The organism is Duganella sp. AC917, assembly GCF_979258245.1.
On sequence record NZ_OZ409848.1, the window covers coordinates 3,756,947 to 3,782,704 of the forward strand.

Here is a 25,758-nt window from a genome sequence, read left to right on the forward strand (position 1 = left end):
TTACAAGCTGGCGGGCGGTAATCTTCATGCAGTCTAGCCTTTCGTCGTATTAGAACGTGTAACGCAGTTGCGCGGTGTAGCGGCGGCCCGTGACGAACCACGCGCGACCGTTCATGCCGGTCGTTTGCTGCATCAACTGCTTGAACTTCGCATTGGTCAGATTCTGCGCTTCCAGGCCGATCGACACATTCTCGCTGATCTTGTAGTTGATCGAACCGTCGAGCTGACCGTATTCATCGGCCCAGGTAGGCAGACCCCAGACGATGTTACGCGCACCCGGCGTAGCGCTGGCCGGATTGGTATCCACGCCATCGGTGCCCTTGGTGCCGTTGACGTTCACACCCTGCAGGCTCTTCGAACGCCAGTTGTACGCGAGGCGGCTCGAGAGCGGACCCTGGTCGTAGATCACCGCGATGTTGTACGACTGGCGCGACAGGTTCTCCAGCGGCAGGTTGCCGAAGGTGCGGCCATTGGTGTCGCAACCGTTGATGTTCAGGTTGACGTTGGCGGCCGACGAATCGCTGCTGCAATACTCGGAGAAGACGTTCTTGTACAGATCGCGCTTGCTGTCGACGAACGTGAAGTTCGCCTGCACGCCCAGACCGGACAACAGGCCTGGCAGCTTGTCGAAGGTCTGCTGGTAGGCCAGCTCGAAACCGCGAGCGTGACCACGCGCGCCGTTGATCGGACCGGTGGCCGAGAAGTTCTGCAGGTTGCCGCTGGTGTCGGGCAGCGCGAAGTTGTAGGTCTGATTGACGATGATGTCTTTCAGGCGCTTGTTAAACACCGCCAGCGTCAGCGAACCGACTGGCGAGAAGTACCATTCCGCCGTCACGTCGACCTGCTTGGACGTGGTCGGACGCAGGTTCGGATTACCCGACGCGGTGCCGCTCAAGCTGACATTCGACACGTTGGTCACGCCGCCGATCGTGGTGGTGTTGTAGCCGGTATTGAGCGACGTATATGCCTGCAGCTGGTCGAAGTCGGGACGCGACAGGGCCGAAGCGAAAGCGAAGCGGAACTGCAGCTTGTCGGTCGCCTTCAGGCGCAGGTTCAGGCTAGGCAGGAAGTTGTGATAACGGTTCTCGAAGTTCTGTGCCTGCGCGTACGCGGCGATCACGGGGATCGTCTCGCCAACGTAGCTGCCCGGTGCCGGCTGGCCCGACGGCGGGTTGTACACGGTGTAGCCGGCGGCTTTCGAATCGGTCTTCACGTAGCGCAGACCGACGTTACCGTCGATCGGGAACTTCAGCTCATCCCAGCCGAAACGCAGCTGGCCGTAGGCGGCCTGGGTCTTCTCGCTTTGCTGGTTGGTGCCTTGTGGATCGGTGCCGAAGGTGGCCGCCGCCCAAGGCGTGCAAGTGCCTGGCTGCGCGCACAGCATGTCGTGGTAGGCGTGCAAGGCGGCGTAGCTGTTCGGATAACCGGCCGACGTCGAAACGGCCGGAATGATCAGCGACGGCATGTTCATTTTACCGTTGAAGAAATTATCGAAGTTCTTGATCGTGGTGTTGCCGGCAAAGCGCGGATCGCTCAGGAACGCCTCGGACGTGATCTGGCCGGCGCCGGTGCCGACCTGCCATGGCGCCGAGATGGCGGCCCAGTTGTAGTCCGGGTTGGACTTTTGCGTGACCGCGTCGCGGTCGGTCAGGCGCACGCCGAAGCGGAAGTCGCGCAGCACCGGATGGTCGAACGCGTAGGTGGCGTCGGTGCGCCATGCGGTTTCCTTGCCCTTGCTGCGGTCCAGGTGCTCCTGGGTGAAGTTCCAGTAGTTGTTGGCAGGGTTGAGCAGCGCGGCGCGGTCGGCGTCGTCGAAGATCAGGTTCGGCAGCGATCCGCTCAGGTCCAGCTTCTGCGACGGCATCTTGACGGCGGTGGCCACGGTCGAATCGAGGCTGTTGGTGTTGGCGCGGATGCGCTGCAGATCGGTGGTGACGGTCCAGGCGTCGCTTGGACGCCAGCGCAGGTTCCACGAGATGTCGGTGGTGTCCGAATTGCGGGTCGCCGTGCGGTTGTCGTTGCCGAAGTCGATGCCGCCGGTCGAGGTCAGGGTGCCGGACATGAAGCGGCCGTTCGAATCATAGACGCCGTTGCTCACGCCCAGGCTCGAGACGTTGGCGGCCGAGAAGATCGCCTGCTCGTCCCATGCCATCTTGTACTTCGATTTGAAGTAGGTCAGCGAGCTGCTCAAGGTGCTGTCGAGCTTCCACTGCAAGGCGCCGTATGCGCCTTCGCGCCTGCGGTCGAATTGCAGCGTGCGCCACTGGGCGCCCTTCGGCACATAGGTGGTCTTGCCGTTGGCGTCGACGAACGGGTAGTACGGCTCGACCTGCAGCGCGTCGGTGCGGGTGTCGCTTTCCGAGTAGGCCAGGTCGACCAATGCGCCGATTTCACCGAACGGGGTTTTCCAGCGGTTCGACACCATGCCGGAATACGACGGCGACTTCTTGCCCTTCTTCAGCTCCGAATAGGTGGTGTCGGCGGACAGCGCGCCATGGAAGCCCTTGAAGTCGAACGGCATCGCGGTGCGCAGGTTGACCAGGCCACCGATGCCGCCTTCGGTCTGTTCGGCCGACGGATTCTTGTAGATGTCGATGCCGGCCAACAGCTCCGGCGGTACGTCGCCGAAGTTCAGCGAGCGGCCGCCGTTGGCGGAGAACGAGTCGCGGCCGTTCAATTCGGAGCGCACATAGCTCAGGCCACGGATCGATACGCCCGAGCCTTCGACCGAGAAGTGCTCCGGATCGCTCTTGGACATGGTGCGGTCGATGGTCACGCCGGCGACGCGTTGCAGCACCTCGGTGACCGAGCGGTCCGGCAGCTTGCCGATGTCGTCGGCGGCGATCGAATCGACCACCTCGTCGGAGTTCTGCTTGATTTTCTGGGCCGACTGCAGCGCCGCGCGCTGGCCGGTGATCACCACCGCCACCGGCTCTGCGGCCGGCGTGGAGGTTGGCGCGGCAGGCGCCGGGGCGGTCTGCGCGTGCGAAGCACTGCTGGCCATCATCGCCATTTGGGCCAGGCCCAGTGCGATCGCTGTCTTTTTAAACTGTTTCATGTTACGCTCTCCAAAAGGTATACGAATTTTTCATAGCTCTTAGGCTATTTGTTATTGGTGCTTTTCAGCGGCACTAGGGACTAGCCTGGGGTGGGTGATTCCGGACGCGGGACGAACGACGCCCGCAGGCGCCACACGGCGCGGTTCTTTGATCTTCATGGATACGTCTCGCTCTTAGATATTTTTTTTCGTTCTGGCTTAACTGGCGGGGTGCCACAGCCACACGATGATATGCAAACATTTTGCAAGTTACGCAAAAGTGTGGCAATTGCGAAATTCACCAAGCGGCGGAATGATAATCCGCAAGCGTCGCGCACAACAGACAAACCCACACCTGTTCAAACGCCGTAAACGGCAACGCGGCCCGTCGTTGCGGGCCGCGTCATGAAACCGGATTCAGTCGACCGGTATCAGCGGCGTCCGGAACGCGTCGCCACGTCGACCCACACCGCCAACGTCAGGATGCAGCCCTTGACGATCATCTGCCAGTAGGTGTCCACGTCCAGCATCGACATGCCGTTATCCAGACTGGCCATCACCAGTGCGCCGATCAACGCGCCGTACACCGTGCCGGAACCGCCGCGCATCGAGGTGCCGCCGATGAAGCAGGCCGCGATCGCATCGAGTTCGCCCGAGGTGCCCGCCGACGGCGAACCGGCCGCCAGACGCGCCGTGTTGATCAACCCTGCCAGTGCGCACATCAAACCCATGATCCCGAAGATCCACAGCTTCACGGCCTGCACGTTCACGCCCGACAGGCGGGTCGCTTCCATATTGCTGCCGACCGCATAGATGCGGCGACCGAACACGGTCTGCGTCGCGACGTAGCTGAAGATACCCAGCAACGCCAACAGCAGCAGCACCGGCAGCGGGATGCCCTCGTAGCTGTTCAGGGTGCGCACGAACGCGAACAGCACCACGCCGATCGCCGCCAGGCGCAGGCCGTCGCGCCAGACCGCCGGCACCGGCAGGCCATGGCGCGCCAGGCTGGCGCGCTGGCGCCAGGTCAGCACGGCGCCCAGTACGAACAGGCCGACGCCCAGCACCACGCCCATTTCCGGCGACAGGTAGCCCTGGCCCAGGTGCACCAGCGGCTCGGACACCGGCGCCACCGTCACGCCGTCCGTCACACCCAGCACGATGCCGCGATAGGCCAGCATGCCGCCCAGGCCGACGATAAAGGACGGTATGTGCTTATACGCCGTCAGATAACCGTTGAACAGGCCAAGCACCAGGCCACAGGCCAGCACCACCGCGACGGTGGCCGGCAGCGGCAGGTGGTGCGTGACGTCGAGCACCGCCGCAATCCCGCCGAGAAGGCCGAGCAGCGAGCCGACCGACAGGTCGATCTCGCCGGCGATGATGACGAAGGCCATGCCGCAGGCGACGATGCCGGTGACGGCCATCTGGCGCATCAGGTTCGACAGGTTGCGCGGCGAGATAAAGCCACCTTCCGTCTTCCAGCTGAAGAAGGCCCAGATGATGGCGATGGCGATCAGCAGCGCCAGGATCTTGTACTGCGTGAAGAGCTGTTTGAGATTTATGGTTTTCATGGATTTCACAGATAAGGCGTCACGAATGATCGAGTGCTGCCGACAGCAGCGTTTCCTGGGTCAGGTCCTGGTTGATGAAATCACCGCGCAGTTTGCCCTCCCCCATCACCAGCACGCGGTCGGACACGCCCAGCACTTCGGCCAGCTCGGACGACACCATGATGATGGAGACGCCCTGGCTGGCCAGTTCCAGCATTAGTTTGTAGATTTCGAACTTGGCGCCGACGTCGACGCCACGCGTCGGTTCGTCGAGGATCAAGACCTTGGGGCGCGTCAGCAGCATCTTCGACAGCACCGCCTTTTGCTGGTTGCCGCCCGAGAGCGACGTGATCGACAGGAACGGACTGGCCGTCTTCAATCCCAGCCGCGCGATCTCCTCGCTGACCACCTTCAGTTCCGCCTCGCGGTCGATACGGGTGAAGTTGGAGAAGCGTCCCAGCACCGACAAGGTGATGTTCTGGCCGACGTCCAGGTCGCGCACGATGCCGTGCTGCTTGCGGTCCTCCGGCACCAGCGCCAGGCCCGCGCGGATCGCCTTGAGCGGCGTGCTGGTATCGATTTTGGCGCCGTTGAGCCAAACCTCGGCTTGCGAGCGGCCCGGATAGGCGCCGAACAGCGCCGACACCAGCTCCGTGCGGCCGGCGCCGACCAGGCCAGCGATGCCGAGGATCTCGCCGCGGCGCAGCGCGAAGGAGACGTTGTCGACCTTCCGCCGCTCAGGTTTCTCGACGTCGTAGCAAATCACGTTACGCGCCTCGAACACGATTTCCTCGCTTGGCGTGCGCTCCAGCGTCGGATACAGCTGGTTCATTTCGCGGCCGACCATCTGCGCGATGATCTGCTTGACGTCCATCTTGTCCATCGGCGTGGTGGCGATGTGCTGGCCGTCGCGGATCACCACGATGGTGTCGCAGATCGCCTCGACCTCGTCGAGCTTGTGCGAGATGTAGACGCAGGCCACGCCCTTGGCTTTCAGGCCGCGGATAATATTGAGCAGCACCTGGATCTCGGAGGTCGTCAGCGACGATGACGGCTCGTCCAGAATCAGCAGGCGCGCGTTCTTGTTCAGCGCCTTGGCGATCTCGATCAGCTGTTGGTGGCCGCCGCCGTAGTTCGACACCGGCAGCACGACATTCACGTCGGTCAGGTTCAGTTCTTTCAGCAGCGCTTCGGCGCGCTGGTTCATGGCCGAATAATCCATGCGGCCGCCCGGCAGGGTGATCTCGTTGCCGAGGAACAGATTCTCGGTGACGGACAGCTCGGGCACCAGCATCAGTTCCTGGTGGATGATGACGATGCCGGCGGCTTCGCTTTCGCGGATCGACTGCGCCTGCAGCGGCTTGCCGTCGAAGTGGATCTCGCCGTCCCAGGTGCCGTGCGGGTAGACGGCGGACAGCACTTTCATCAGGGTCGACTTGCCGGCGCCGTTTTCGCCGCACAAGCCGATGCACTCACCGGCCCTGACTTGCAGGTCGATGCCATTGAGCGCCGGAACACCGCCAAATTTTTTGACGATGCCCTTCATTTCTAGCAAATAGCCGGACATACTGGTTCTCGCAGAGGTGGTGGAACTCGCCACGCGCAAGCCGCTGACAATCAGCGGAGCGGCGTGGCGAAAGACAGTGCGAACGCACGGCGGGGCGTGGACGACGCCCCGGTCTTCATGAAGCGGCGATTACTTCGCAGCCGCGAGTTGGGCCTTGGTATAGAAGCCGTCGGCAATGACGACATCCATATTTGCCTTGGTCAGCATGGTTGGTTTCAGCAGCAGCGTATCGACTTGCTTGAAGCCGTTCTGATACTGCGAGTTGAAGCCCGGCTTTTCGCCGCGCACCAGTTGAACCGACAGCTTGGCCGCTTCGGTGGCGATCAGCTTGAGCGGCTTGTAGACCGTCATGGTCTGGGTGCCGGCGATGACGCGGCGCACGCCGGCCAGATCGGCATCCTGGCCGGAGACGGCGACTTTGCCGTCCAGCTTTTGCGAAGCCAGCGCCTGGATCGCGCCGCCGGCGGTGGCGTCGTTGGAGGCGACCACCGCATCGAGCTTGTTGCCGTTGGCGGTCAGCGCGTTTTCGACGATCGACATCGCCTCGGCCGGATTCCAGTCCTTGACCCACTGCTTGCCGACGACTTTGATGTCGCCCTTGTCGATCAGCGGCTGCAGCACCTTCAGCTGGCCTTCGCGCAGCATCTTGGCGTTGTTGTCGGTCGGTGCGCCGCCCAGCAGGTAGTAGTTACCTTTTGGTTTGACGGCCACCACGCCCTGTGCCTGCATCTCGCCCACGGCCTTGTTGTCGAAGGAGATGTAGGCGTCGATGTCGGCGTTGAGTATCAGGCGGTCGTACGAGACCACCTTGATTTTGGCTTTCTTCGCCTCTTTGACGGCGTTGTTGAGCACCGTGGCGTTGTATGGAACGATGACCAGCACGTCGACGCCGCGCGAGATCAGGTTTTCGATCTGGGCGATCTGGCGCTGCTCGCTGGCGTCGGCCGACTGCACGAATACTTTGGCGCCCTGCTTTTCAGCGGCGGCGACGAAGTAGTCGCGATCGCGCGCCCAGCGCTCGAGGCGCAAGTCGTCGATGGAAAAGCCGATTTTTGGATTCTTGGCGTCGGCCATGGCGTTACCGCCGGCGCACACCATCATGACCGCGATGGCGGCCGCACTCAATAATTTCTTCATTTGTTTCGTCTCCTGATTCGAATGCCGTTTTGCCTGACACAGGCCCTACATTTCTAACTATTACAGTACAGGTCTATGCCCATTTTTACAGACGTGGTTCCTAATGATTATGCCGTGCGGGGTCGTTCGCCACGCCACGGTATGGTACAGCCAGTTCCATGCATGCGCCGCTTTCCATCTGGCCCACGGTGCTGCGATAGATTTCCTGCCAGGGCGTCTGGCTGGCCGGGATGGCCGGCAGCGCGCCCTTCTTGCGTTCTTCCCACTCGGCCTGCGGCACCAGCGCGTCGCAGGTGCCGGCGTTCAGATCGACGCGGATCACGTCACCGGTGCGCAGCCACGCCAGGCCACCGCCCACGGCGCTTTCCGGCGACGCGTTCAGGATCGACGGGCTGTCCGACGTGCCGGACTGGCGGCCGTCGCCGAGCGTCGGCAGCCAGTTGATACCGCGCTTGACCAGCGCATCCGGCGGTTGCATGTTCACCACCTCGGCCGAACCGGGCCAGCCCACCGGGCCGGCGCCGCGGATCACCAGAATGCAGTCCTCGTCGATGTTGAGCGCCGGATCGTTGATGCGGTTGTGGTAATCGGTCGAACCGTCGAACACCACGGCGCGCGACTCGAACACATTCTCCTGACCCGGCTTGCTCAGATAGCGCGCGCGGAAGGCCGGCGAAATCACGCTGGTCTTCATGATGGCGAAATCGAACAGGTTGCCCTTCAAGACGAAGAAACCGGCGTCCTCCTTGAGCGGCGCGTTGAACGGGAAGATCACCTCGCGGTCTTGCGTCTCCTTGCCGGCCAGGTTGTCGCGCATGGTGCGGCCGGTGACGGTGGCGCGCTCCGAGCGCAACATGCCCTGCTGCTCCAGCTCCCACATCACGGCCGGCACGCCGCCCGCGCGGTGGAAACGCTCGCCGAGGAATTTACCGGCGGGCTGCATGTTCAGCAGCAGCGGCACCTTGTGGCCGTATTCCATCCAGTCGCTCGAATGCAGCTCGACGCCGGCGTGGCGCGCCATCGCGACGATGTGCTGCTGCGCGTTGGTCGAACCGCCGATGGCGGCGTTGACCACGATCGCGTCGAGGAAGGCGTCGCGGTTCAGGATCGACGACGGCTTGATGTCCAGCTTCGCCATCTCGACGATGCGGCGGCCGGTTTCATACGCCATCTGGCCGCGTTCGCGGTAAGGCGCGGGAATCGCCGAGCAGCCGGTCAGCGACATGCCCAGCGCCTCGGCGATGGCGTTCATCGTCGATGCCGTGCCCATGGTGTTGCAGTGGCCAGCCGACGGCGCCGAAGCGGCGGCGATCTGCAGGAATTTCTCGTTGTCGATGGTGCCGGCGGCCAGCTGGCGGCGGCCCTTCCAGATCGCCGCGCCGGAACCTGCCAGTTCACCTTCGAACCAGCCGTCCAGCATCGGACCGCCGGAAAGCACGATGGCGGGAATATCCACCGTCGATGCGGCCATGATCTGCGACGGCGTGGTCTTGTCGCAGCCGGTGGTCAGCACCACGGCGTCGATCGGATAGCCGTGCAGGATCTCGACCAGGCCCATATAGGCCAGGTTGCGGTCGATCGCCGCCGTCGGACGACGGCAGTTTTCAAAGATCGGATGCAGCGGGAATTCCATCGCGATACCGCCGGCGTCGCGAATGCCGTCGCGCACGCGCTTGGCCAGTTCCAGGTGGATGCGGTTGCACGGGCTGATGTCGCTGCCGCTTTGGGCGATGCCGATGATCGGACGGCCCGAGCGCAGCTCTTCCGGCGTGATCCCGTAGTTCATGAAGCGCTCCAGATAGAGCGCGGTCATGTCGATATGGTCTGGATTGTCGAACCAGTCTTGCGAGCGGTAGCGGCGTGACTGCTGGTTGTTCATGTCATTGCTCATTTTCTTTAAGCGTCCCTGTGCGTCTTAGGCGCCGTACCAGCCGGCGTCGACGAAGTATTCACGACCCGAGCACGCCGAGGCGCTGTCCGAGGAAAGGAACAGCGTAATGGCCGCCACGTCGTCCACTTGCACGCGCTTTTTCAGGCACTGGCCGGCCAGGATGCGGGCTTCCTCATCCGGCGTGTGCCACAACGCCTCCTGGCGCGGCGTACGTACGCCACCAGGAATAATGCAATTGACACGGATATTATCAGGTCCAAGATCGCGCGCAAGGCCGCGGGTCATGCCTTCGATGGCGGCTTTTGCCATCATGTACAGGGTCAGGTCCGGCAGCGCCAGGTGCCACGAGATCGAACCGAAGTTCAGGATCACGCCGCCGCCCTGCTCGCGCATGCCCTGCGCCACGGCCTTGGCGCAGAAATACTGGTGGCGCAGGTTGACCGCCATGCGGCCTTCCCAGTATGCCGGCGTGACGTCTTCCAGATTGTGGCGGTCGTCGTTGGCGGCGTTGTTGATCAGGATATCGACGGTGCCGATGTCGGCGAAGGTCTTGGCCAGCACTTCAAGGTTGGTCAGGTCGCAGTGCAGGTACTTCGGCGGCACCGCCAGGGTCGACAGGGTCGCCTCCAGCGCGCGCGAATCGGCTTCCGCGATGTCGAGGAAGGTCACACGGGCGCCTTGGCGCGCGTAGGCCTCTACGATGCCGGCGCCGATGCCGCTGCCGCCACCGGTGACGACCACGCGCTTGCCGGCCAGGCTAGGATATATCGCCTGCTCCGGCTTGGTCTGCGCGGCCGGCTTGGCGGCCACTGGAGCCGAAGCGCGGGCACGGTTCATCAGCGCGCGCACGCCGTAGGTCCACGGTGCGATCTGGTCGCTGCGCTGCACATGGTTGACCAGCGCGCCTAGCGAAGGCGTCGAGATGCTGACACGGTCGCCCAGATGGTGGGTGAAACCGCCGCCGACGGCGTCGCGGTCTTTGATCGGCGAGAACATCGTACCGAGGAACAGCATGAAGCCGTCCGGGTACTGGTGATGGCGGCCGCAGACCTGGCTGACCAGATCCAGCGGATCGCGGCTGATTTCGCGCATGCGGCTGGCGCCGGCGAGGCGGAAGTCGTCGTCCTTACCTTCGATCAGCATGCTCACTTCCGCGTTGCGGATGGTGTCGATGGTGAAGTGTTCGTCGAACAGGCGGATGAACGGGCCGATCGAGCACGAGCCGTTGTTGTCTTTCGCTTTACCCAGCAACAGCGCGCTGCGGCCTTCGATGTCGCGCAGGTTGACGTCGTTGCCCAGGGTGGCGCCGAGCACCTTGGCCTGGCTGTTGACCGCCAGGACGATCTCCGGCTCCGGGTTGTTCCACTTCGAATCAGGGTGCAGGCCGACGTCGGCGCCCGCGCCGACAGCGGACATCGGCTGCGACTTGGAGAACACCTCGGCGTCCGGGCCGATGCCCACTTCCATGTACGGCGACCACAGGCCGCGCTCGATCAGGTCGGCCTTCAGCTTGGCCGCTTCCGGCGAACCCGGACGGATGGCCGACAAATCGGAACCGATGATGGTCTGGATTTCGGAGCGCAGCGCGTTGGCGCGCGACGGATCGCCGGCGGCCTGCTCTTCGATCACGCGCTCCAGCAGGCTGACCGCGAAGGTCACGCCGCAGGCCTTGATCGCCTGCAGGTCGCATGGCGCCAGCAGGCGCGGGATGCTTTGGTCGGCGCTGCCGCCAAGGGCGTTTTCCAACAACGCCTGCACGGGGCCGAGCGATTCGCCGGGAGCGGAACGGGCCACTTCCAGTGCGTCGTCGCGCTCCAGCAGATCGGACATGGTCGGGGCGTGGCCGGTGATGTCGAACACCTCGCCGTTGCGTACGGCGACCACACAAGGACCATTAATGACGCCATCACGCCATACACGTCCCACCAGCACTGCGCGGCTCACATCGTCCGGCAGCATCGAATTTATATTATTTTCCAAGGTCTCTCTCTCCAAGCATGCTAGCAAACTGCGTGGGAGATTTTCACCTTATTCACTGGTGGGGGCAATTATGAAAACCACCAAGCACGGTCATGATTTACGCGTGAGTTGGGCAATTTCGTTACGCGACGCTGCGCAACGCGGGTCCGGCGTCTTCCGGCGCGGCGGCCGTTTCCGGGCATTTGAGCATGCGGTCCTGGTAGGCGCGCGGGGTGCAGCCCAGTTCCCGCTTGAACACCGCGTGCATATATTGAACCGACGTGAAGCCGCAGGTCAGCGCCACCTCGGCGATGCTGCTGTCGCCGCGCGCCAGGCGCTCGGTGGCCGCGTCCAGCTTAAAGCGCAGGATCACATCGTGGACGCTGCAATCGAGCTCCTGGCGGAAGTACGACTCCAGCGACGAGCGCGAAATGCCGACATATTCTGCTACCTGGTGCGTTTTGATGCCCTGGCAGGCGTACTGGCGGATGAAATGGCGCGCGCGCATCACGTGCGGATGCTTGGGCGCCTCGTGGCGGGTGGAGGTCTGGACGTTGATGCCGACCGGCGGCACCATCACGCGCGTGCCCTGCAGGCGCACGCCGTGCAGCATCTGGTCCAGCAGGTGGGCGGCGGTGCGGCCCATCTCCTGGGCGCCCTGGATCACCGAACTGAGGGGTATCCGGGTCAGCATGCGCGCCAGCGGATCATTGTCGATGCCGATCAGCGCCACCTGCTCCGGCACTTCTATATTAGCCATGATGCAGGCCTGCAGCAGCTGGCGCGCGCGGGCGTCGGTGACGGCGATGATGCCGACCGGCTTGGGCAGGCTATGCAGCCACTTGATCTGCTGTTCGACCGCCTCGTCCCACGAAGCGGCGCTGGTGCCCAGGCCACGGTAGATCTGCGGCTCCATCTTGTCCTCGACCATCAGCTTGCGAAACGCCGTCTCGCGCTCCTGCGCCCAGCGGTTTTCCTGCGCCTCTGGCAGGCTGAACATGGCGAAATGGCGCAGGCCCGCCTCGATTAGATGATCGTGGGCAAGTTTGATCAGTTTGAAGTTGTCGGTGGCAACGTACGGCACGCCGGTCGGGTAGTTGGCTTCGCTGGCGTAGGAGCCGCCCACGGCCACCACCGGGATGCGGGTGCGCGACAATGCGGCGGCCACGGCCGGATCGTCGAAGTCGGCGATGATGCCGTCGCCCTGCCAATGCTCGATACCGGGCAGCCGCAGGCGAAAATCTTCCTCCAGGAACAAGTCCCAGGATGCTCGGGTGCTGCTCAAATGCGCGGCAATACCGGCGATGACTTCGCGGTCAAAAATCTTGTTTGCGTTAAATAGCAGCGCAATACGGTGGGACTTCATCGGCATCTTCAACTACCTCAATCGGAAACGGCTCGTCTCATCGCACCCTCTACGGAATGCGATTTGTATTGTGGCATGATTCCGTCACGATTTAGATGAAAAAGACGTTCCCGTCCGTAAATGACCCCATCTATTCGGCTATTTTTCTCCCGTCATAGGGGCAGGTTTCCCAAATACAATGCCTCGGCCCGCCGTACTCATGAAAACGATGCCAAAAGTATTAGCATCACCGATAACGAATTGGGCATCACCCGGACCGCCGTATTGATGATCGTCGTCATTAATACGCAGCCAGGTGGCGCCGGTGTCGATTGAGCGGAACGCGCCGCGCACGCCGCCAACCGTGCCCCAGATATACACGGTGGGGTAATTGGCGCCAGGCGCGGCCTTGCCGAAGCCGACCGCGCCGGCGTAGGTCACGCCGGGCAGGTTATTGAAGCTTTTGCCGGCATCGGTGGACCGCGCCAGGCCGCCGTCGTATTGCGGCACCCAGATGTCGCCTTCGCGGCCGGGCGCCGCGCGCAGCACCGCGCGCGTGCGCTTGGCCGACGCCAGTGGGCCGGCAGGGGCGAAACTGGCGCCGCCGTCGGTACTCACCAGCACATGGTCGCCGCCGATCGCGTAAAACTTGTTGCGGTCGACCGGATCGGCCACCGGACGCGCGCCGCCCAGGCCCTTGACCGGGTTCCAGCTATCGCCGCCGTTGGTGCTAAAGTAGCTGGTCTCCGATTTTTCCGGGCTGTGCACGATCGTCTTGCCGTCCGCGCTCAGCGCCAGCTGGCCCTTGGCGCCCTTCATGGCCGCCGTCTTTTTCCAGCTCACGCCCATGTCGTTGGAGATGTACATGGCGCTGCCGGCGCGCGCCACCACGTTGGGATTGCCGGCGGCGTAGTCGAGACCCCAGGTCGTGCCCATGGTCGGCGTGTGGATCGGCGAGTATTTGGTCGGGTCGGTGTGGCGGAAGCCGTCGTAATCGCCGATCGCCGAAATCACCGGGCCGCCAGGAATGCTGACCAGATTGAGCGGCACCGATTCCTCCAGCCCCTCGTCCTCGAACTTCCAGATCGCCGGCGCGGCGTTGATGTCGGTCGAATTGAAGATGCCATTGCCGGAAACGACCATCAGCTTTTTGGTATCGAAAGGATCGAATTCCACGCTGGCCGCCCAGTGTATGAAGCTGCCGGCGATCCAGCTGACGCCATTGGCGTCGATCTTCACACCCTGGTCGACGATGCTCTTCCAGCTTTTGCCGCCGTCAAGCGTCTCGAAGAACTGGTCGCGGATCGCGTTGGTCTGGTTGCGGTAGTAGCTAATGGTGGTGACGACCATGCGTTTCGGGTTGCCCGGGTCGACGGTGATGCCGGCGTAGGCGCGGTTCAGCGGCGGCGAGATGTCGGTCCATTTTTTGGCGGCGATATCGTACTGCCACACGCCGCCCTCCTCCAGCCCCTCGCCGTGGGCGACGTCGCCCCACGGGCCGGCGCCCTTGGCGAAGGTCACCACCAGTTTGCCGTCGGCCAGCACGGCGCGGTGCGGCATCAGCTTCGACGGGCCGCCCGTCATCGCGGCAAAGGTCTTGCCGGCGTCGTCGGACACGTACATGTTGGCGCCGTCCTTGCCAAAGCGCGAGACGCCGGCGAACAGGCGCTGCGTAGCGCCATCCTTCACGCTCGACGGATCGAGCACCACCAGGCTCACGCCATTCTTGTTGACCGGCGTGGTGGTCACGTCCAGGCCATCGAGACGACGCCAGGTCAGGCCCTCGTCCACGCTTTTGAACATGCCGTTGGCGCGGGTGCCGATGTACAGGATCTTGCCGTTGGCCGGATCGACCTGCAGCTTCTCGCCATTGCCGCGACCCATGCCGTTGCCATGCACCTTGAACTGGCTGGTGACGTCGATCTTGGTGAAGGTGTTGCCGTAATCGGACGATTTCAGGATGGCGCTGGCGCCGCCGTTCAGATACTCGATACCGGTCGACATATACACCCGTCCCGGCGTGCTCGGGTCGATGGCGATCGATTCCACGCCCAGCAAGCCGGTCTCGCGGTCGGACACCCAATCCATCAGCGCGATCCAGCGTTTATTCGGCGCGTCCCAGCGATAGGCGCCGCCGACGTCGGTGCGCAGGTAAATCAGACCCTTTTCGGTTTTGCTGGTGATGATGCCGGAGACGAAACCGCTGCCGCCGATGGCGACCGGCTGCCAGGCATAGGGCTCGCCGGAGCCTTGCTGCATCAGCTTTTTCAGTTCCGGCGCCAGCGCCCTGGCCCAGATCTCGTAACCCTTTTCGTTCGGATGCAGCAGGTCAGGCATGATGTCGGTCGACAGCGTGCCGTCCGGCGCCAGGAACTGCCGATTGAAATCGGCGAAGAAGACGTTCTTGTTATCGGCGTAGCCGGCGATGATGGCGTTGACCTTCTGATTAATCTGGCGCAGCGGGTCGTCAGGCTTTTCGCCGCGCGGGAAAATCGCCAGCAGCAGGATTTTGGTGTCCGGCAGGCGGCGGCGCAATTCGTCGATATTGCGCTTGATGCCGGCGGCCGTGGTCTTCGGATCCTCCTGGCGGTGGCCGGTGTTATTGGTGCCGAACATCAGCACCGCGACCTTGGGCGAGATGCCATCGACCTCGCCATGCTGCAGGCGCCACAGCACGTTCTCGGTGCGGTCGCCGCCGAAGCCCAGCGCCAGCCCGTTCATCGGCTGGTAGTAGCGCGCCCAGACCGGTGCGCCGCTCTTTTCCCAGCCTTCGGTGATGGAGTCGCCAATAAAAACGATCTGGTTGCTCTTGCCCAGCGCCTTCGCCTCTTCCACCTTCTTCTCGTGACGCGGCGTCCACCAGCTGATCGACCACGATTCGTTCAACTTGTCAGGCGTGACCGACACGGTCTTGTAATCGGGGCAGCTGGCGTTCGGTTTGCCGGCCTTGAGGATCTTGATGTTGGCGACAGCTATCTCGCCGGTGCCGGTGCCTTCCACGGCGAACGGCCGCGCGACCTTGCTGAAATCGTCGCCGTCGCGGGCGAAGCAGCTCATCGAGAACACCAGGTGCTGCCAGCCTTTGCCGGCGATCGCGCGCGCCGGCACCACGTAAGGCACCGTGCGCTCGCAGTTTTCGCCGCAGCCGACCCTGAAATTGATGCCGCCGGTGGCCAGTTCCTTGACGTTGATGTCCAGCGCCAGCACGCCCTTGTCCATGTACGGACGCAGATCGACGGTCCGCTTGCCGCCATCGATGCGCAAGCCCGCGTACCAGGTATCCTTCCACTGCAAGGTCAGCGCGTCGTCGAGCTTCTTCATGCCGGACTTGCTCAAGCTCACGCTGCCGCTGGGCGACTTGTTCGCCGGCGAGATGACGGCGCTGGCGCCCTCCAGCGTTTTTTGCGTTTCGAAGTCGGCGACCGCTGGCTGCAAGGCGCCGGCCGGGCGACCGTTATAAATGTTGAGTTCGGTGGTAGGCGCGGCACCGGCCTGTGCTGCGCAGGCAAGCGCGATGGCGGTGACGGCCCGCCGATAGGTGATGATCATTAAATGTCTCTTGGAGATGTATTTTCACCTATTCTGCAAGCCGCACAGCCCAGCCGCAATTGCGAAAATGACCAAGCGGAAGAATGATATTGGCCGCGACCGTGGCGTCGGCCAGCAGAGAACAACCTGATAATCCGAGTATGAGCTTGCCATCGCGGCTTTCAACGCAACCGTGCTCTCAAACATGGTTGCGTCTTTCGAATCGGGCAAGAGCACGGCGACCGCTCACGCCGAGCTAAAAAAACAGTCCGAAGAAGCGATAGCGAAAATAAAGACAATGCAGCAGGAGTTTGACGCGAGGCATACGACAGAGCCGTCGGAAAATAGATAGCATTGCCCTCAATTGTCCCGCTTACGCATCGGATCGGTGCAATACGGCCGCTCGCGATACTCGAAGTAATCAAAGTCCGCGTGCAGCCCGGTGCCGGCCATGTCCTGGCACGCCATGCCGACGAAGGCGCCCGTAAAGTTGGGCTGGCCCGGGGCGTTGGCCTCGTCCGACAAAATACTGGCGTCGAACTGCTGGGGCAGCCACTGCCAGTCGCCGCCGACGATCCGGTAGCCGAAGTACAGCCGCTCCTCGTCGACCTCCACGCGCAGTTCCACCGGCCCGCTTGAGGGCAGCGCGATCGGCGCCGTGAAGGTATCCGTTTGCACATGGTTGGGCAGGCTGCTCATCACGCGCAAATGCCTGCCGACCGCCTCGTCGTGCGTGATGTACAAATAATGGAACTTGGCGCCGCCGTAATAGCAGACCAGTCCCGCCTGCTGCTGGTAATGCTCCGGCTCGAAATCGACCACGGTGCAGGCGCTGTAGCAATGCGCCTGCTGGCGCCGCGCCACCAACGCCTGCCGGAACTGGCTGCCCAGGCTTTCGCGCCCATACAAACGCAAATGGCCGGCTCGCTCGGTCAGGCTGAACAACTCCTCCGGCCACGGCGTGCGCAGCCACTGGAACGCCAGCGGCAATTGGGGCGTGTCGAAGTCCTCGCGCACGGGCGCGTCCGGCCAACGATGCTCCGGCAGTCCGGGCGCGGCAGCCTCAAGCTGCGCGGTACCCTGCCCGTCAACCGTGCGCAGCCAGCCATCGTTGCCCCACACCACCGGCTGGATCGCCGTCTCGCGCCCCAGCGTGCAGGTGCCGCGATTGCGCAGCGGCCTGCCGCACAGATACACCATATACGTCTGGCCATCCTGCGTCTCGACCAGATCGGCATGGCCGGCGCGCTGCAACCCGGCATCGGGCCGGTGGCGCGAACTGAGTATGGTCTGGTCCGGATGCAACTCGTACGGGCCGTGCAGATCGCGCGCGCGCGCCATCGTCACGCCATGGTTCCAGCCGGTGCCGCCCTCGGCGGTCAACAGGTAATAGTAGCCGTCGCGCTTGTACAGATGCGGCGCCTCGGTCAGACCGTGCGCGGTGCCTTTGAAGATATTCTCGCGGCGGCCGATCAGGCGCCCTTCCGCCACCGAGTACTCCTGCGCGACGATGCCGGCGAAACGGTTACCGCCCGGCCGGTGGTCCCACAGCTGGTTCAGCAGGTACTTGCGGCCGTCGTCGTCATGGAATAGCGACGGATCGAAGCCGCTGCTGTTCAGATGAACCGGATCGGACCACGGGCCGTCGATGGCCGGACTGGTGACCAGGTAATTGTGGAAGTCGCGCAACGAGGCGCTGCCCGCCGCGCCGCCGGTGGAGGTGCGGCCGTAGCGCTTGACGTCGGTGTAGATCAGCCAGAACAACCCATCCGCATAGGTCAGGCACGGCGCCCACACGCCGCAGGAATCCGGCGCGCCGAGCATGTTGAGCTGGCTGGCGCGCGTGAGCGGTCGGCACAGCAAACGCCAGTTGACCAGGTCGCGCGAGTGGTGGATCTGCACGCCCGGATACCACTCAAAGGTGGACGTGGCGATGTAATAGTCGTCCCCCACCCGTACGATGGACGGATCGGGATTGAAGCCGGGCAGAATGGGATTGTGAATCATGCTGGTTTGATGATGAGGGGTTGTTGGGGCGTCGCCGCCGGCTCGCGCACCAGCGTCCACAGCAGCACGGCGGCCACCAGGTCAAGCACCGCCAGGCTGACAAAAAACGGCGTGTAGCCGACGCTGGCCATCAGGCCGCCGATCAGCAACGAGAAGATCAGCAGACCCAGGTTGCCGAACGTGCCGCACATGCCGGCCACGGTGGCCACCTCGTTGCGACGGAACAGATCGGACGACATCGTGATGACGGTGACCGACAAGGTCTGGTGCGCGAAGCCGGCCAGGCTGAGCAAGGCGATCGCCGCGTAGGGACTATCGACGTAGCCGACAAACGCCACGCCCATCATCATCGATGCGCCGAGAGTGAAGGCGCCGCGCCGGGCGTTGATCAGGCGCACGCCGCGCTTTTGCAGCGCCAGCACCACCACCGGGCCGAACATGCAGCCGAGGTCGGCGGCAAGGAACGGCAACCACGCGAACATCGCGATCTGCGCCAGATCGAAATGGCGCACCGTCGTCAGATACAGCGGCACCCAGAACGACAGCGTGCCCCAGGCGGGATCGGCCAGGAAGCGCGGCAGCGCGATGCCCCAGAAATTGCGCATCTTGAGGATGCTGAGGATCGACGGCCGCTTGCCGTCGCCCTCCAGATGCTTTTCCTGGCCGGCGGCGATGTGCTCTTTCTCGGCGGCCGACAAGCGGCGGTGGCGCGCCGGCGCGTCGTACAGCAGCAGCCAGGCCGCCACCCAGACCAGGCCGAGCGCGCCGGTGATGACGAAGGCGGACTGCCAGTTGTAATGCAGGATCGCCCACACCACCAACGGCGGCGCCAGCATGGAACCGAACGACGCGCCAATATTGAAGATGCCACCCGCCAGCCCCCGCTCCTGCGCCGGGAACCATTCGGACACGGCCTTCATGCCGGCGGGATTGGCCGAGCCTTCCGCCAAGCCCAGCAGCGCGCGCAGCGCCGCCAGCGTGTGCCAGTTGGTGGCCATGCCGTGCGCCATGCAAATCACCGACCAGGCGGCGGCGAACATCGCGAAGCCGTACTTCAGGCCGATCACATCGAGGATGTAACCGCACAGCGGCTGCAGCATGATGGCGCCCTGGAAGGCGGCCGTGATGTACGAGTATTCCTTGGTGGTGATGCCCAGCTCGGTGAGCAAGGTGGGCGCGGCCACAGCCAGCGTGCTGCGCGTCAGGTAATTGATGACCGCCCCCAGCATGATCAGACTGATCATCCACCAGCGTAATCCCTTGATCTTGGACAAAGACATGTTTGCGCAATCATTTAGCATGGAGCGGCAACATTAACACAATTTCCAAACAAAATGATAGCGCAATCTTAACGCCGGGTGCCGTGTGGGGCAATTGCCGCGTATTGAGCAATAGACAACGATTGTTGTTGCAATTGCTAGCTGAGCAGTTATGATGCAGATCTAACCATAAGTATTTCAAAACGGGGAATAACATGAATATAAAGAAACTTGTTACGACGATCTTGCTCGCTGCGGCAACCTTGTCGGCCGCTGCGCACGCGGACACGGTGTACAGCAACGCCGATGACGGCACCAGCACCATTTCCTACGTCGGTGAACCGGACACGACCAGCTACGGCCAGTACTTCACGTCGCCCGGCGGTGTGTTGAAGGGCTTTAGTTTCCAGGCATTGTCAGGTGCCAGCGGCGACTTCGCCCTCGTCGTGGCCGCCTGGGACGGCAGCAAGGCGGTCGGCCCGGCGCTGTACACCAGCGCACCGATCAACTACGGCGGCGGCAGCCAGTTCCTGGGCGCGGGCGATATCAACCTGGCGCTGACGGCGGGCACCGACTATATCGCCTACCTGACGGTGGCCGGCATCGCCTCCCCGGTGTCATATGTGACGATGGTCGGCTCGGACACCGCTACCGGCATCGGCGGCGGTTTCCGCTACCTCAACTCGAATCTTGTCGATCCGCTGACGCTGAACTTCGACTGGAACGCCTTCTCGACTCAACACCTGGCCTACACGGCCACTTTCGCGGCGGCCGTGCCGGAAGTGGAAACCTACGCCATGCTGCTGGCAGGCTTGGGCATGATGGGCGCGGTCGCGCGTCGCCGCCAGCGTCGGGCTTGATGTCCTGAAGCAGGCGCGGAAATGGGGCCGGATATTTTAGCAATGAAACGTACGGCGCAAAAACGATGGTATCTTGATTCCACAGCAGGATGAATAGCCTCTTCGCCTGAAAGGAATGTCACCATGAACAAGATCTCCATTTATGTCTTTGTCGCGTTGCTCGTGGCAATCATCGGCTACTTCGCCTTCGAACGTAGCAACGCGAGCAAATTAACGGGAACCCAAACGTCCCACGCAGTGGACCTCGACAGGCGGTTTACGTCCGGCTGAGATCCCACTGCAGCCAAGCTCACCGTCGGCGTTCGCCGGGCGGTGAGCACCCTCCGCCGCTCAATGCCTGTTCATCTCCCCTCCCGGTCCGGCCTACGGACACCTCAGCCTGAAACCGTTCTTGCCGTTCCACCGTATATGTATTCAACCGAAGCACATTCGGCTGACATGTACCGGGGGCGCCATGAGGAAGCTTGTTCTAGCAACTCAATTTTGCATCTATTGGGACGCCAACCGCACCTTTGCGGACGGGGAAAAGCTCGTGTACGCCGCTTTTCTCTCCGCTCATCCGGAAGCGGACTTCTACCGCTGGAATACACTGCTCGACCCAGAATGGGCGACGTCGTTCTTCCTCACCTACCGGGATGAACCCGGCATCGATCTTCTCTGGATCATCGAGGCGTTGTACGAAATTCGCTAACCCGGCCAATAATGTGTAAGACTGCTGTCGCGCGCCGCGGTTCATCCTATCGAGGCCGAATCAGGCTCACCTCAATCTCTTTGATCTTTTCTTAAATACATAAAATGACAAAAATCCACGCCATCGTTGGATGGCTGCTGCTGGTGTGCAGCTTTGCAGTACAAGCGGACGGACAGACCTTCTCAGTGCCCACCCGTCCTGGCGTGGAAACCAGTCTCTACTGGGAAGCGCAGGATGGCGCCAAGGCGACGGTGTTCCTCTTCACGGGCGGAAATGGCGGCTACGGCAAGGTGGTCGATGGCAAACCGAGCAGCCGGAACTTCCTCGCGCGCAGCGTGGCGCTGTTCCTGGCGGACGGTTTCAACGTCGCCATTTTCGGTCTGCCCAGCGATACACCGGCGCTGGACTACAGCGACCGCGTCAACGAAAAACATCTGGCCGATGTGCGCGCCGCGCTGGCATTCGTGCGCACCAAAAGTCCGGCGCCGATCTGGCTGGTGGGCACCAGCCGAGGCACCATCTCGGCGACCTACGCCGCCATTGGCGGCACTGGCGATGCCGGTATCGCCGGGCTGGTGCTGACTTCCAGCGTCACCGCTTACAAAAAACAGGGGGCGGTGCCAACGCAGAATCTGGCCGCCCTCAAGCTGCCTGTGCTGGTCGTGCATCACGCCAGCGACGCCTGCCCGATCTGCCAACCTTACGACTTGAACTGGATCATGAAGGGGTTGAAAAACGCGCCGGTCAAGAAGCTGATCATGATCAATGGCGGCGTCAATCCCAGCGGTGACGTCTGCGAGGCGATGCACTATCACGGCTTCATCGGCCAGGAAAAAGAAGTGGTGGACCTGTTGGCCGATTGGATGAAAAACCCGTTGAATTGATCGTCGCAGCGCCGGTTGGGCGTGACAGCACGCCGCAAGCTTCGTGACGCGAACGTCTAACGGCTAGCGTCTTCCACGGCGACAAAACCGGCAGCGCGGCTTCGTGCACGACGCACGGAGTCGCGCTCGCTTTTGGAAACTCGGCCACGCGCGTCCAGCGGGGCCGAGATATTGCTTCTATGTTTAATCGTTCTTATGGCTTTGCCGGCCCGCTTCCGCATGCTGCTCTGACGAGCCGCCACGGGTGCCGCCGCCGCCCGAACCGCCTTCCGAGCCGCCCTCCGAGCCAGACTGCTCCGAACCGCTCTGACGATTCCCGTCATTCTTGTGGCTCATGCTGCCGGCTTCGCGCGCCTCCTCCGACGTGAACTCGTGAGCGTTACCCGATGCATGCGCAGCACGCCCAGCCTCGGCCGCTTCTTCGGAATTGAACTCGTGCGCGTTACCCGACTCGTGCGCGGCACGGCCGCCCTGGCTGGCGATCTCGCGCTGTTTTTCCGGGTCCATTGAAGCGAAGCCGCGATTGCTGGTGTCGCCGCTTTGGTTGTTGCCGCCGTTGCCGCCCTGGTTGTTGCCTTGATCAGATGATGCCATGATGTTCTCCTTGTTCGAGAGGTTATAGGTACTCCTCGTGATCGCTCAAATGCACCAGAGGAGTGACAATGTTAGACGCCTTAACAGCAGATTTCTGTAGGGAGACGCAACCCTCGTCCGTAGGACGATTTCTCAATTCCACTCGAGCTAACACGGCATGACCGACAAGGATTTCGTCATTTTCGGTTGGTCGATCAGGCAGTTCCCGGACACCCGATCAGCGGTCCGGATCGCCGCCGCGCGGGCCTCTGTCCTGGCGCTCGAGCAGTTCGTCGCAGGTGCCCAGCTCATGGATAACCGGCTCGCCTTCCAGCTCGCGCCGTAGCGCATTGAGCACCAACTGGCTGCCGCCGCCAACGCCATGGATCGTGCGCTGATACTGGTGCGCGCGCAGAACGATCGCCCGCAAGCGCTTGATCTCCCACAGCAGCCGAATGATGTCGATGGGGTCGCCGCGCAGACCTATTTCGCGAAGTTCGGTTGAGGTCAGTGGCGGACGGAAAGTAGTGTTTTTCATGATCATCAAATACTGTACACTCATACAGTATAGCAAACGGGAAAGCACGCTACATATTTCCATGTGTGGAGATGGGCAAACCTTGGAATTGCTCGGATGTGTCGTACTGATCATGGACGTCTCGCGAACCGGATGCGCAAAACAAAAGCCCGCAACAGGCGGGCTTGGACCTATTTCGCGGCCCGAGCCGCAGGTGCTTATGCCTTTCGGCGGCGGGCGACAAACCCCATCAGGCCAAGGCCGGCGAGGACCATTGCATAGGTTTCCGGTTTGGAAACGGCCGTCGGCATCGCCACCGATCCACCGCAAGGGTGACTCCCGGTTTTCCATTTTGTGTCCCCGGCAAGAAAATCCGGTAGGAATGAAAAAGGCCAGCTGAGTTAGCTGGCCTTTTTACTATGCAAATCAATGACTTGCCATGTTCTGGCGGAGAGAGGGGGATTCGAACCCCCGATAGGCTATGAACCTATACACGCTTTCCAGGCGTGCGACTTCAACCACTCATCCACCTCTCCTGCATTCCTTCCCCTTTCGGAGAAGCCGCGAATTATAGCAAACATTCCCCGTACCACCAACTTTATTTCCCCGTCCACATTGCAACCACCCCCGCCAAATCTTACGATACAATAACCCGCGTCCCCCACCAGCCGCTCAGCGGCCAGCTCATCAGGTGGCGGCGACCCGAACTCCCTCCGCCTGGCCCCCGACCGCGCCCCGGCAAAAGCACCGCAGTCCCAAACGCATCACCACGCCCAGCAACGCTCGGCAACACCCGGCGACCGTCCACAAGACCCGGCCGGACAGCTAAAAAGAAACCAGCCACACCAAAAGACCACTATGACGAATTCGCTTTCTTTCATGGACAACGGCGGCGCGATGGGCGCCCGCATGCGCAACCACGATTGGTCGACGTCGTCCCTTGGCGATCCACACACCTGGCCACAATCGCTGCGATCGGTCGTCTCGGCCTGCCTGAACTCGCCCATTCTGGGCGCCATCCTGTGGGGCCCGGACCTGTGCATCCTGTACAACGACGCCTACGCAACCTCCTTGGTCGACCGCCACCCGGCGGCGCTCGGCAAACCCGTGGCCGAGGTCTGGGGCAGCGTCTGGGACGAAGTCGCGCCGCAATTCTACGAAGCCATGAAGACCGGCATCGGTTTTTCCAACACCAACGTCGAACTGATGATCTTGCGTAACGGCCAGATGGAGCAAACCATCTGGAACTTCTCCGCAGCACCCATCACCGGAGAAGATGGCGCCGTCGCCGGCCTGTTCAACCAGGGCATCGAGATCACCGAGCAGGTACGCAAGGACCAGGCGATCCATCGCGCGCAGGAAACACTGGAACGCACCGTCGATGAAACCACCCGCGACCGCAACCGCTTGTGGGAGTTGTCCGCCGACATCATGCTGCGCTGCGGCTTCGACGGCCAGATCAAGACCGCCAATCCGGCGTGGAAAGACGTGCTGGGGTGGGACCAAGCCGATCTGGTCGGCGTCAGCCTTCTGAAGCTGATACATCCCGACGATATCGACCGCACCATCGCCGGCGCGCAAGTACTGGCCGATGGCGGCTACCACACGCGCTTCGACAACCGCTATCGCCACAAAGACGGCAGCTACCGCTGGATCTCGTGGTCCACCCAGCCCGACGCCGACAGCATCTATGCCGTCGGCCGCGATTTCACGTCGGAACGCGAGAGCGCCGAGGCGCTGCGTCTAGCCGAGGACGCCCTGCGCCAGGCCCAGAAAATGGAGGCCGTGGGACAACTCACCGGCGGCCTGGCCCATGACTTCAACAACTTGTTGGCCGGTATCACCGTCAGCCTGGAACTGTTGGAGCTGCGCGCCAGCCAGGGGCGCTTTGGCGATATGGCCCGCTATATCGCCACGGCCAGCGACGCCGCCAAGCGCGCCGCCTCCCTGACCCATCGCTTGCTGGCGTTTTCGCGCCAGCAGACCCTCGATCCGAAGCCGACCGATGTCAACCGCCTCGTGCTGGGCATGGAGGATTTGCTGCGCCGTACCGTCGGCCCTGCCGTGGCGATCGAAGTCATCGAGGCGGCCGATCTCTGGACCGCGCTGGTCGATCCGTCCCAGCTGGAAAATTCGCTGCTAAACCTGTGCCTCAACGCGCGCGACGCGATGCCGGCCGGCGGCCATATCCGTATCGCGACCGCCAACCAGCACTTGAACCAACGGGCCGCCGCCGCCCAGCAAATGCCAGAGGGCGAGTACCTGTCGCTGAGCGTGACCGATTCCGGCACCGGCATTCCGACCGAGGTGATAAGCCGGGTGTTCGAGCCCTTCTTCACCACCAAGCAGCCCGGCGAGGGCACCGGCCTGGGCTTGTCGATGGTGTACGGCTTTGCCAAGCAGTCCGGCGGCCTGGTGCGCATCTATTCGGAGGTGGGGCGCGGCAGCACCGTGTGCATCTACCTGCCCCGCCATCATGGCGTGGCCGAACCGGCCCCGGCGCCGACCTTGCCGTCGTTGCCGGTGCATGCCGCCACGCACGAGACGGTGCTGGTGGTCGATGACGAGCCGAGCGTGCGCTTGCTCATCGTCGATATCTTGCAGGATATGGGCTACAAGGTGCTCGAGGCGTCCGATAGCGCCAGCGGCCTGGCGCTGCTGCAGTCGGACGTGCATGTGGATTTGCTGATCAGTGACGTGGGCCTGCCCGGTGGCATGAACGGGCGCCAAATGGCCGAGGTCGGCCGGGCCAACCGGCCGGCCATGCGCGTGCTGTTTTTGACCGGCTATGCGCAAACGGCCGTGTTCGGTAGCGGCCAGCTCGATGAAGGCGTCGAGGTCATGACCAAGCCGTTCAATATCGATGCGCTGTCGGACCGCGTGGACAAGATGCTGGCGCCACGCTGATACGGCGACGCGCCGGCACCGCCGGCACACCGCCGACTCAACC

17 protein-coding genes, 1 tRNA gene and 1 pseudogene are annotated in these 25,758 nt (G+C 62.8%); 5 read left to right on the forward strand and 14 right to left on the reverse strand.

Annotated elements, in window-relative coordinates; genetic code table 11:
* Window positions 1–49: 49 nt before the first annotated feature.
* From ACZ0BA_RS16315 to ACZ0BA_RS16360, 10 genes are all read right to left on the reverse strand, one after another.
* A complete protein-coding gene (locus tag ACZ0BA_RS16315; protein WP_463452266.1) occupies window positions 50–3,058 on the reverse strand; it encodes a TonB-dependent receptor in 3,009 nt (1,002 codons plus the stop codon).
* A 410-nt stretch (window positions 3,059–3,468) separates the two neighbouring features.
* A complete protein-coding gene (locus ACZ0BA_RS16320) occupies window positions 3,469–4,611 on the reverse strand; it encodes a sugar ABC transporter permease (RefSeq protein ID WP_463452267.1) in 1,143 nt (380 codons plus the stop codon).
* Window positions 4,612–4,630: 19 nt separating this feature from the next.
* The gene (xylG, locus tag ACZ0BA_RS16325; RefSeq protein WP_463452268.1) at window positions 4,631–6,157 is read right to left on the reverse strand and encodes a D-xylose ABC transporter ATP-binding protein; all 1,527 of its coding nucleotides are present in this window, start codon (window positions 6,155–6,157) and stop codon (window positions 4,631–4,633) included.
* Window positions 6,158–6,286: 129 nt separating this feature from the next.
* Entirely contained in the window at window positions 6,287–7,294 is a 1,008-nt protein-coding gene (xylF, locus tag ACZ0BA_RS16330; protein WP_463452269.1) for a D-xylose ABC transporter substrate-binding protein, read from the reverse strand.
* 100 nt (window positions 7,295–7,394) lie between these two features.
* Window positions 7,395–9,185 (reverse strand): IlvD/Edd family dehydratase, encoded by a 1,791-nt coding sequence (locus ACZ0BA_RS16335; protein ID WP_463452270.1) that lies wholly within the window; start codon window positions 9,183–9,185, stop codon window positions 7,395–7,397.
* Window positions 9,186–9,209: 24 nt separating this feature from the next.
* Window positions 9,210–11,165 (reverse strand): SDR family oxidoreductase, encoded by a 1,956-nt coding sequence (locus ACZ0BA_RS16340; protein ID WP_463452271.1) that lies wholly within the window; start codon window positions 11,163–11,165, stop codon window positions 9,210–9,212.
* Between the two features lie 121 nt (window positions 11,166–11,286).
* Window positions 11,287–12,510 (reverse strand): XylR family transcriptional regulator, encoded by a 1,224-nt coding sequence (locus ACZ0BA_RS16345; RefSeq protein ID WP_463452272.1) that lies wholly within the window; start codon window positions 12,508–12,510, stop codon window positions 11,287–11,289.
* A 138-nt stretch (window positions 12,511–12,648) separates the two neighbouring features.
* On the reverse strand, window positions 12,649–16,038 hold the full coding sequence (locus tag ACZ0BA_RS16350) for a GDSL-type esterase/lipase family protein (RefSeq protein WP_463452273.1): 3,390 nt from the start codon (window positions 16,036–16,038) through the stop codon (window positions 12,649–12,651).
* Window positions 16,039–16,377: 339 nt separating this feature from the next.
* Complete coding sequence (locus ACZ0BA_RS16355; protein ID WP_463452274.1) at window positions 16,378–18,024, reverse strand: glycoside hydrolase family 43 protein; 1,647 nt, start codon at window positions 18,022–18,024, stop codon at window positions 16,378–16,380.
* Entirely contained in the window at window positions 18,021–19,304 is a 1,284-nt protein-coding gene (locus ACZ0BA_RS16360) for an MFS transporter (RefSeq protein ID WP_463452275.1), read from the reverse strand. The genes ACZ0BA_RS16355 and ACZ0BA_RS16360 overlap by 4 nt, the downstream gene beginning before the upstream one ends.
* Before the next feature lie 194 nt (window positions 19,305–19,498).
* Here ACZ0BA_RS16360 and ACZ0BA_RS16365 point away from each other — a divergent pair, with 194 nt between their 5' ends.
* The 4 genes from ACZ0BA_RS16365 (at window position 19,499) to ACZ0BA_RS16380 (ending at window position 21,718) form a co-directional block, all read left to right on the forward strand.
* Window positions 19,499–20,143 (forward strand): PEP-CTERM sorting domain-containing protein, encoded by a 645-nt coding sequence (locus ACZ0BA_RS16365; RefSeq protein ID WP_463452276.1) that lies wholly within the window; start codon window positions 19,499–19,501, stop codon window positions 20,141–20,143.
* 123 nt (window positions 20,144–20,266) lie between these two features.
* Window positions 20,267–20,413, forward strand: a complete 147-nt coding sequence (locus ACZ0BA_RS16370) for a hypothetical protein (RefSeq protein WP_463452277.1) — start codon at window positions 20,267–20,269, stop codon at window positions 20,411–20,413.
* Window positions 20,414–20,597: 184 nt separating this feature from the next.
* Entirely contained in the window at window positions 20,598–20,834 is a 237-nt protein-coding gene (locus ACZ0BA_RS16375; RefSeq protein ID WP_463452278.1) for a hypothetical protein, read from the forward strand.
* A gap of 104 nt (window positions 20,835–20,938) precedes the next feature.
* Window positions 20,939–21,718 (forward strand): alpha/beta hydrolase, encoded by a 780-nt coding sequence (locus ACZ0BA_RS16380; protein WP_463452279.1) that lies wholly within the window; start codon window positions 20,939–20,941, stop codon window positions 21,716–21,718.
* A 183-nt stretch (window positions 21,719–21,901) separates the two neighbouring features.
* Here the strand turns inward: ACZ0BA_RS16380 and ACZ0BA_RS16385 are convergent, their stop codons facing one another.
* From ACZ0BA_RS16385 to ACZ0BA_RS16400, 4 genes and pseudogenes are all read right to left on the reverse strand, one after another.
* Window positions 21,902–22,312 carry a KGG domain-containing protein gene (locus ACZ0BA_RS16385; protein WP_463452280.1) on the reverse strand — a complete coding sequence of 137 codons (411 nt, stop codon included), beginning with the start codon at window positions 22,310–22,312 and terminating at the stop codon, window positions 21,902–21,904.
* A gap of 217 nt (window positions 22,313–22,529) precedes the next feature.
* Window positions 22,530–22,829: a hypothetical protein gene (locus tag ACZ0BA_RS16390; protein WP_463452281.1), complete on the reverse strand. Its 300-nt coding sequence runs from the start codon at window positions 22,827–22,829 to the stop codon at window positions 22,530–22,532.
* A gap of 197 nt (window positions 22,830–23,026) precedes the next feature.
* Window positions 23,027–23,113, reverse strand: a pseudogene (locus tag ACZ0BA_RS16395) (PEP-CTERM sorting domain-containing protein); the annotation flags it as partial.
* A gap of 140 nt (window positions 23,114–23,253) precedes the next feature.
* Window positions 23,254–23,344, reverse strand: a tRNA-Ser gene (locus ACZ0BA_RS16400).
* Between the two features lie 322 nt (window positions 23,345–23,666).
* On the opposite strand from ACZ0BA_RS16400, the gene ACZ0BA_RS16405 reads away from it, so the two are divergent.
* Window positions 23,667–25,715, forward strand: a complete 2,049-nt coding sequence (locus ACZ0BA_RS16405) for a hybrid sensor histidine kinase/response regulator (RefSeq protein ID WP_463452282.1) — start codon at window positions 23,667–23,669, stop codon at window positions 25,713–25,715.
* Window positions 25,716–25,758: the final 43 nt, after the last annotated feature.

Excerpts from the sequence above, each read along its gene's own strand:
- ACZ0BA_RS16315 (WP_463452266.1), bottom strand. The coding sequence starts at position 3,058 with ATGAAACAGTTTAAAAAGACAGCGATCGCACTGGGCCTGGCCCAAATG.
- ACZ0BA_RS16320 (WP_463452267.1), bottom strand. The coding sequence starts at position 4,611 with ATGAAAACCATAAATCTCAAACAGCTCTTCACGCAGTACAAGATCCTG.
- xylG (WP_463452268.1), bottom strand. The coding sequence starts at position 6,157 with ATGTCCGGCTATTTGCTAGAAATGAAGGGCATCGTCAAAAAATTTGGC.
- xylF (WP_463452269.1), bottom strand. The coding sequence starts at position 7,294 with ATGAAGAAATTATTGAGTGCGGCCGCCATCGCGGTCATGATGGTGTGC.
- ACZ0BA_RS16335 (WP_463452270.1), bottom strand. The coding sequence starts at position 9,185 with ATGAGCAATGACATGAACAACCAGCAGTCACGCCGCTACCGCTCGCAA.
- ACZ0BA_RS16345 (WP_463452272.1), bottom strand. The coding sequence starts at position 12,510 with ATGAAGTCCCACCGTATTGCGCTGCTATTTAACGCAAACAAGATTTTT.
- ACZ0BA_RS16350 (WP_463452273.1), bottom strand. The coding sequence starts at position 16,038 with ATGATCATCACCTATCGGCGGGCCGTCACCGCCATCGCGCTTGCCTGC.
- ACZ0BA_RS16355 (WP_463452274.1), bottom strand. The coding sequence starts at position 18,024 with ATGATTCACAATCCCATTCTGCCCGGCTTCAATCCCGATCCGTCCATC.
- ACZ0BA_RS16360 (WP_463452275.1), bottom strand. The coding sequence starts at position 19,304 with ATGTCTTTGTCCAAGATCAAGGGATTACGCTGGTGGATGATCAGTCTG.
- ACZ0BA_RS16365 (WP_463452276.1), top strand. The coding sequence starts at position 19,499 with ATGAATATAAAGAAACTTGTTACGACGATCTTGCTCGCTGCGGCAACC.
- ACZ0BA_RS16370 (WP_463452277.1), top strand. The coding sequence starts at position 20,267 with ATGAACAAGATCTCCATTTATGTCTTTGTCGCGTTGCTCGTGGCAATC.
- ACZ0BA_RS16375 (WP_463452278.1), top strand. The coding sequence starts at position 20,598 with ATGAGGAAGCTTGTTCTAGCAACTCAATTTTGCATCTATTGGGACGCC.
- ACZ0BA_RS16380 (WP_463452279.1), top strand. The coding sequence starts at position 20,939 with ATGACAAAAATCCACGCCATCGTTGGATGGCTGCTGCTGGTGTGCAGC.
- ACZ0BA_RS16385 (WP_463452280.1), bottom strand. The coding sequence starts at position 22,312 with ATGGCATCATCTGATCAAGGCAACAACCAGGGCGGCAACGGCGGCAAC.
- ACZ0BA_RS16390 (WP_463452281.1), bottom strand. The coding sequence starts at position 22,829 with ATGAAAAACACTACTTTCCGTCCGCCACTGACCTCAACCGAACTTCGC.
- ACZ0BA_RS16405 (WP_463452282.1), top strand. The coding sequence starts at position 23,667 with ATGACGAATTCGCTTTCTTTCATGGACAACGGCGGCGCGATGGGCGCC.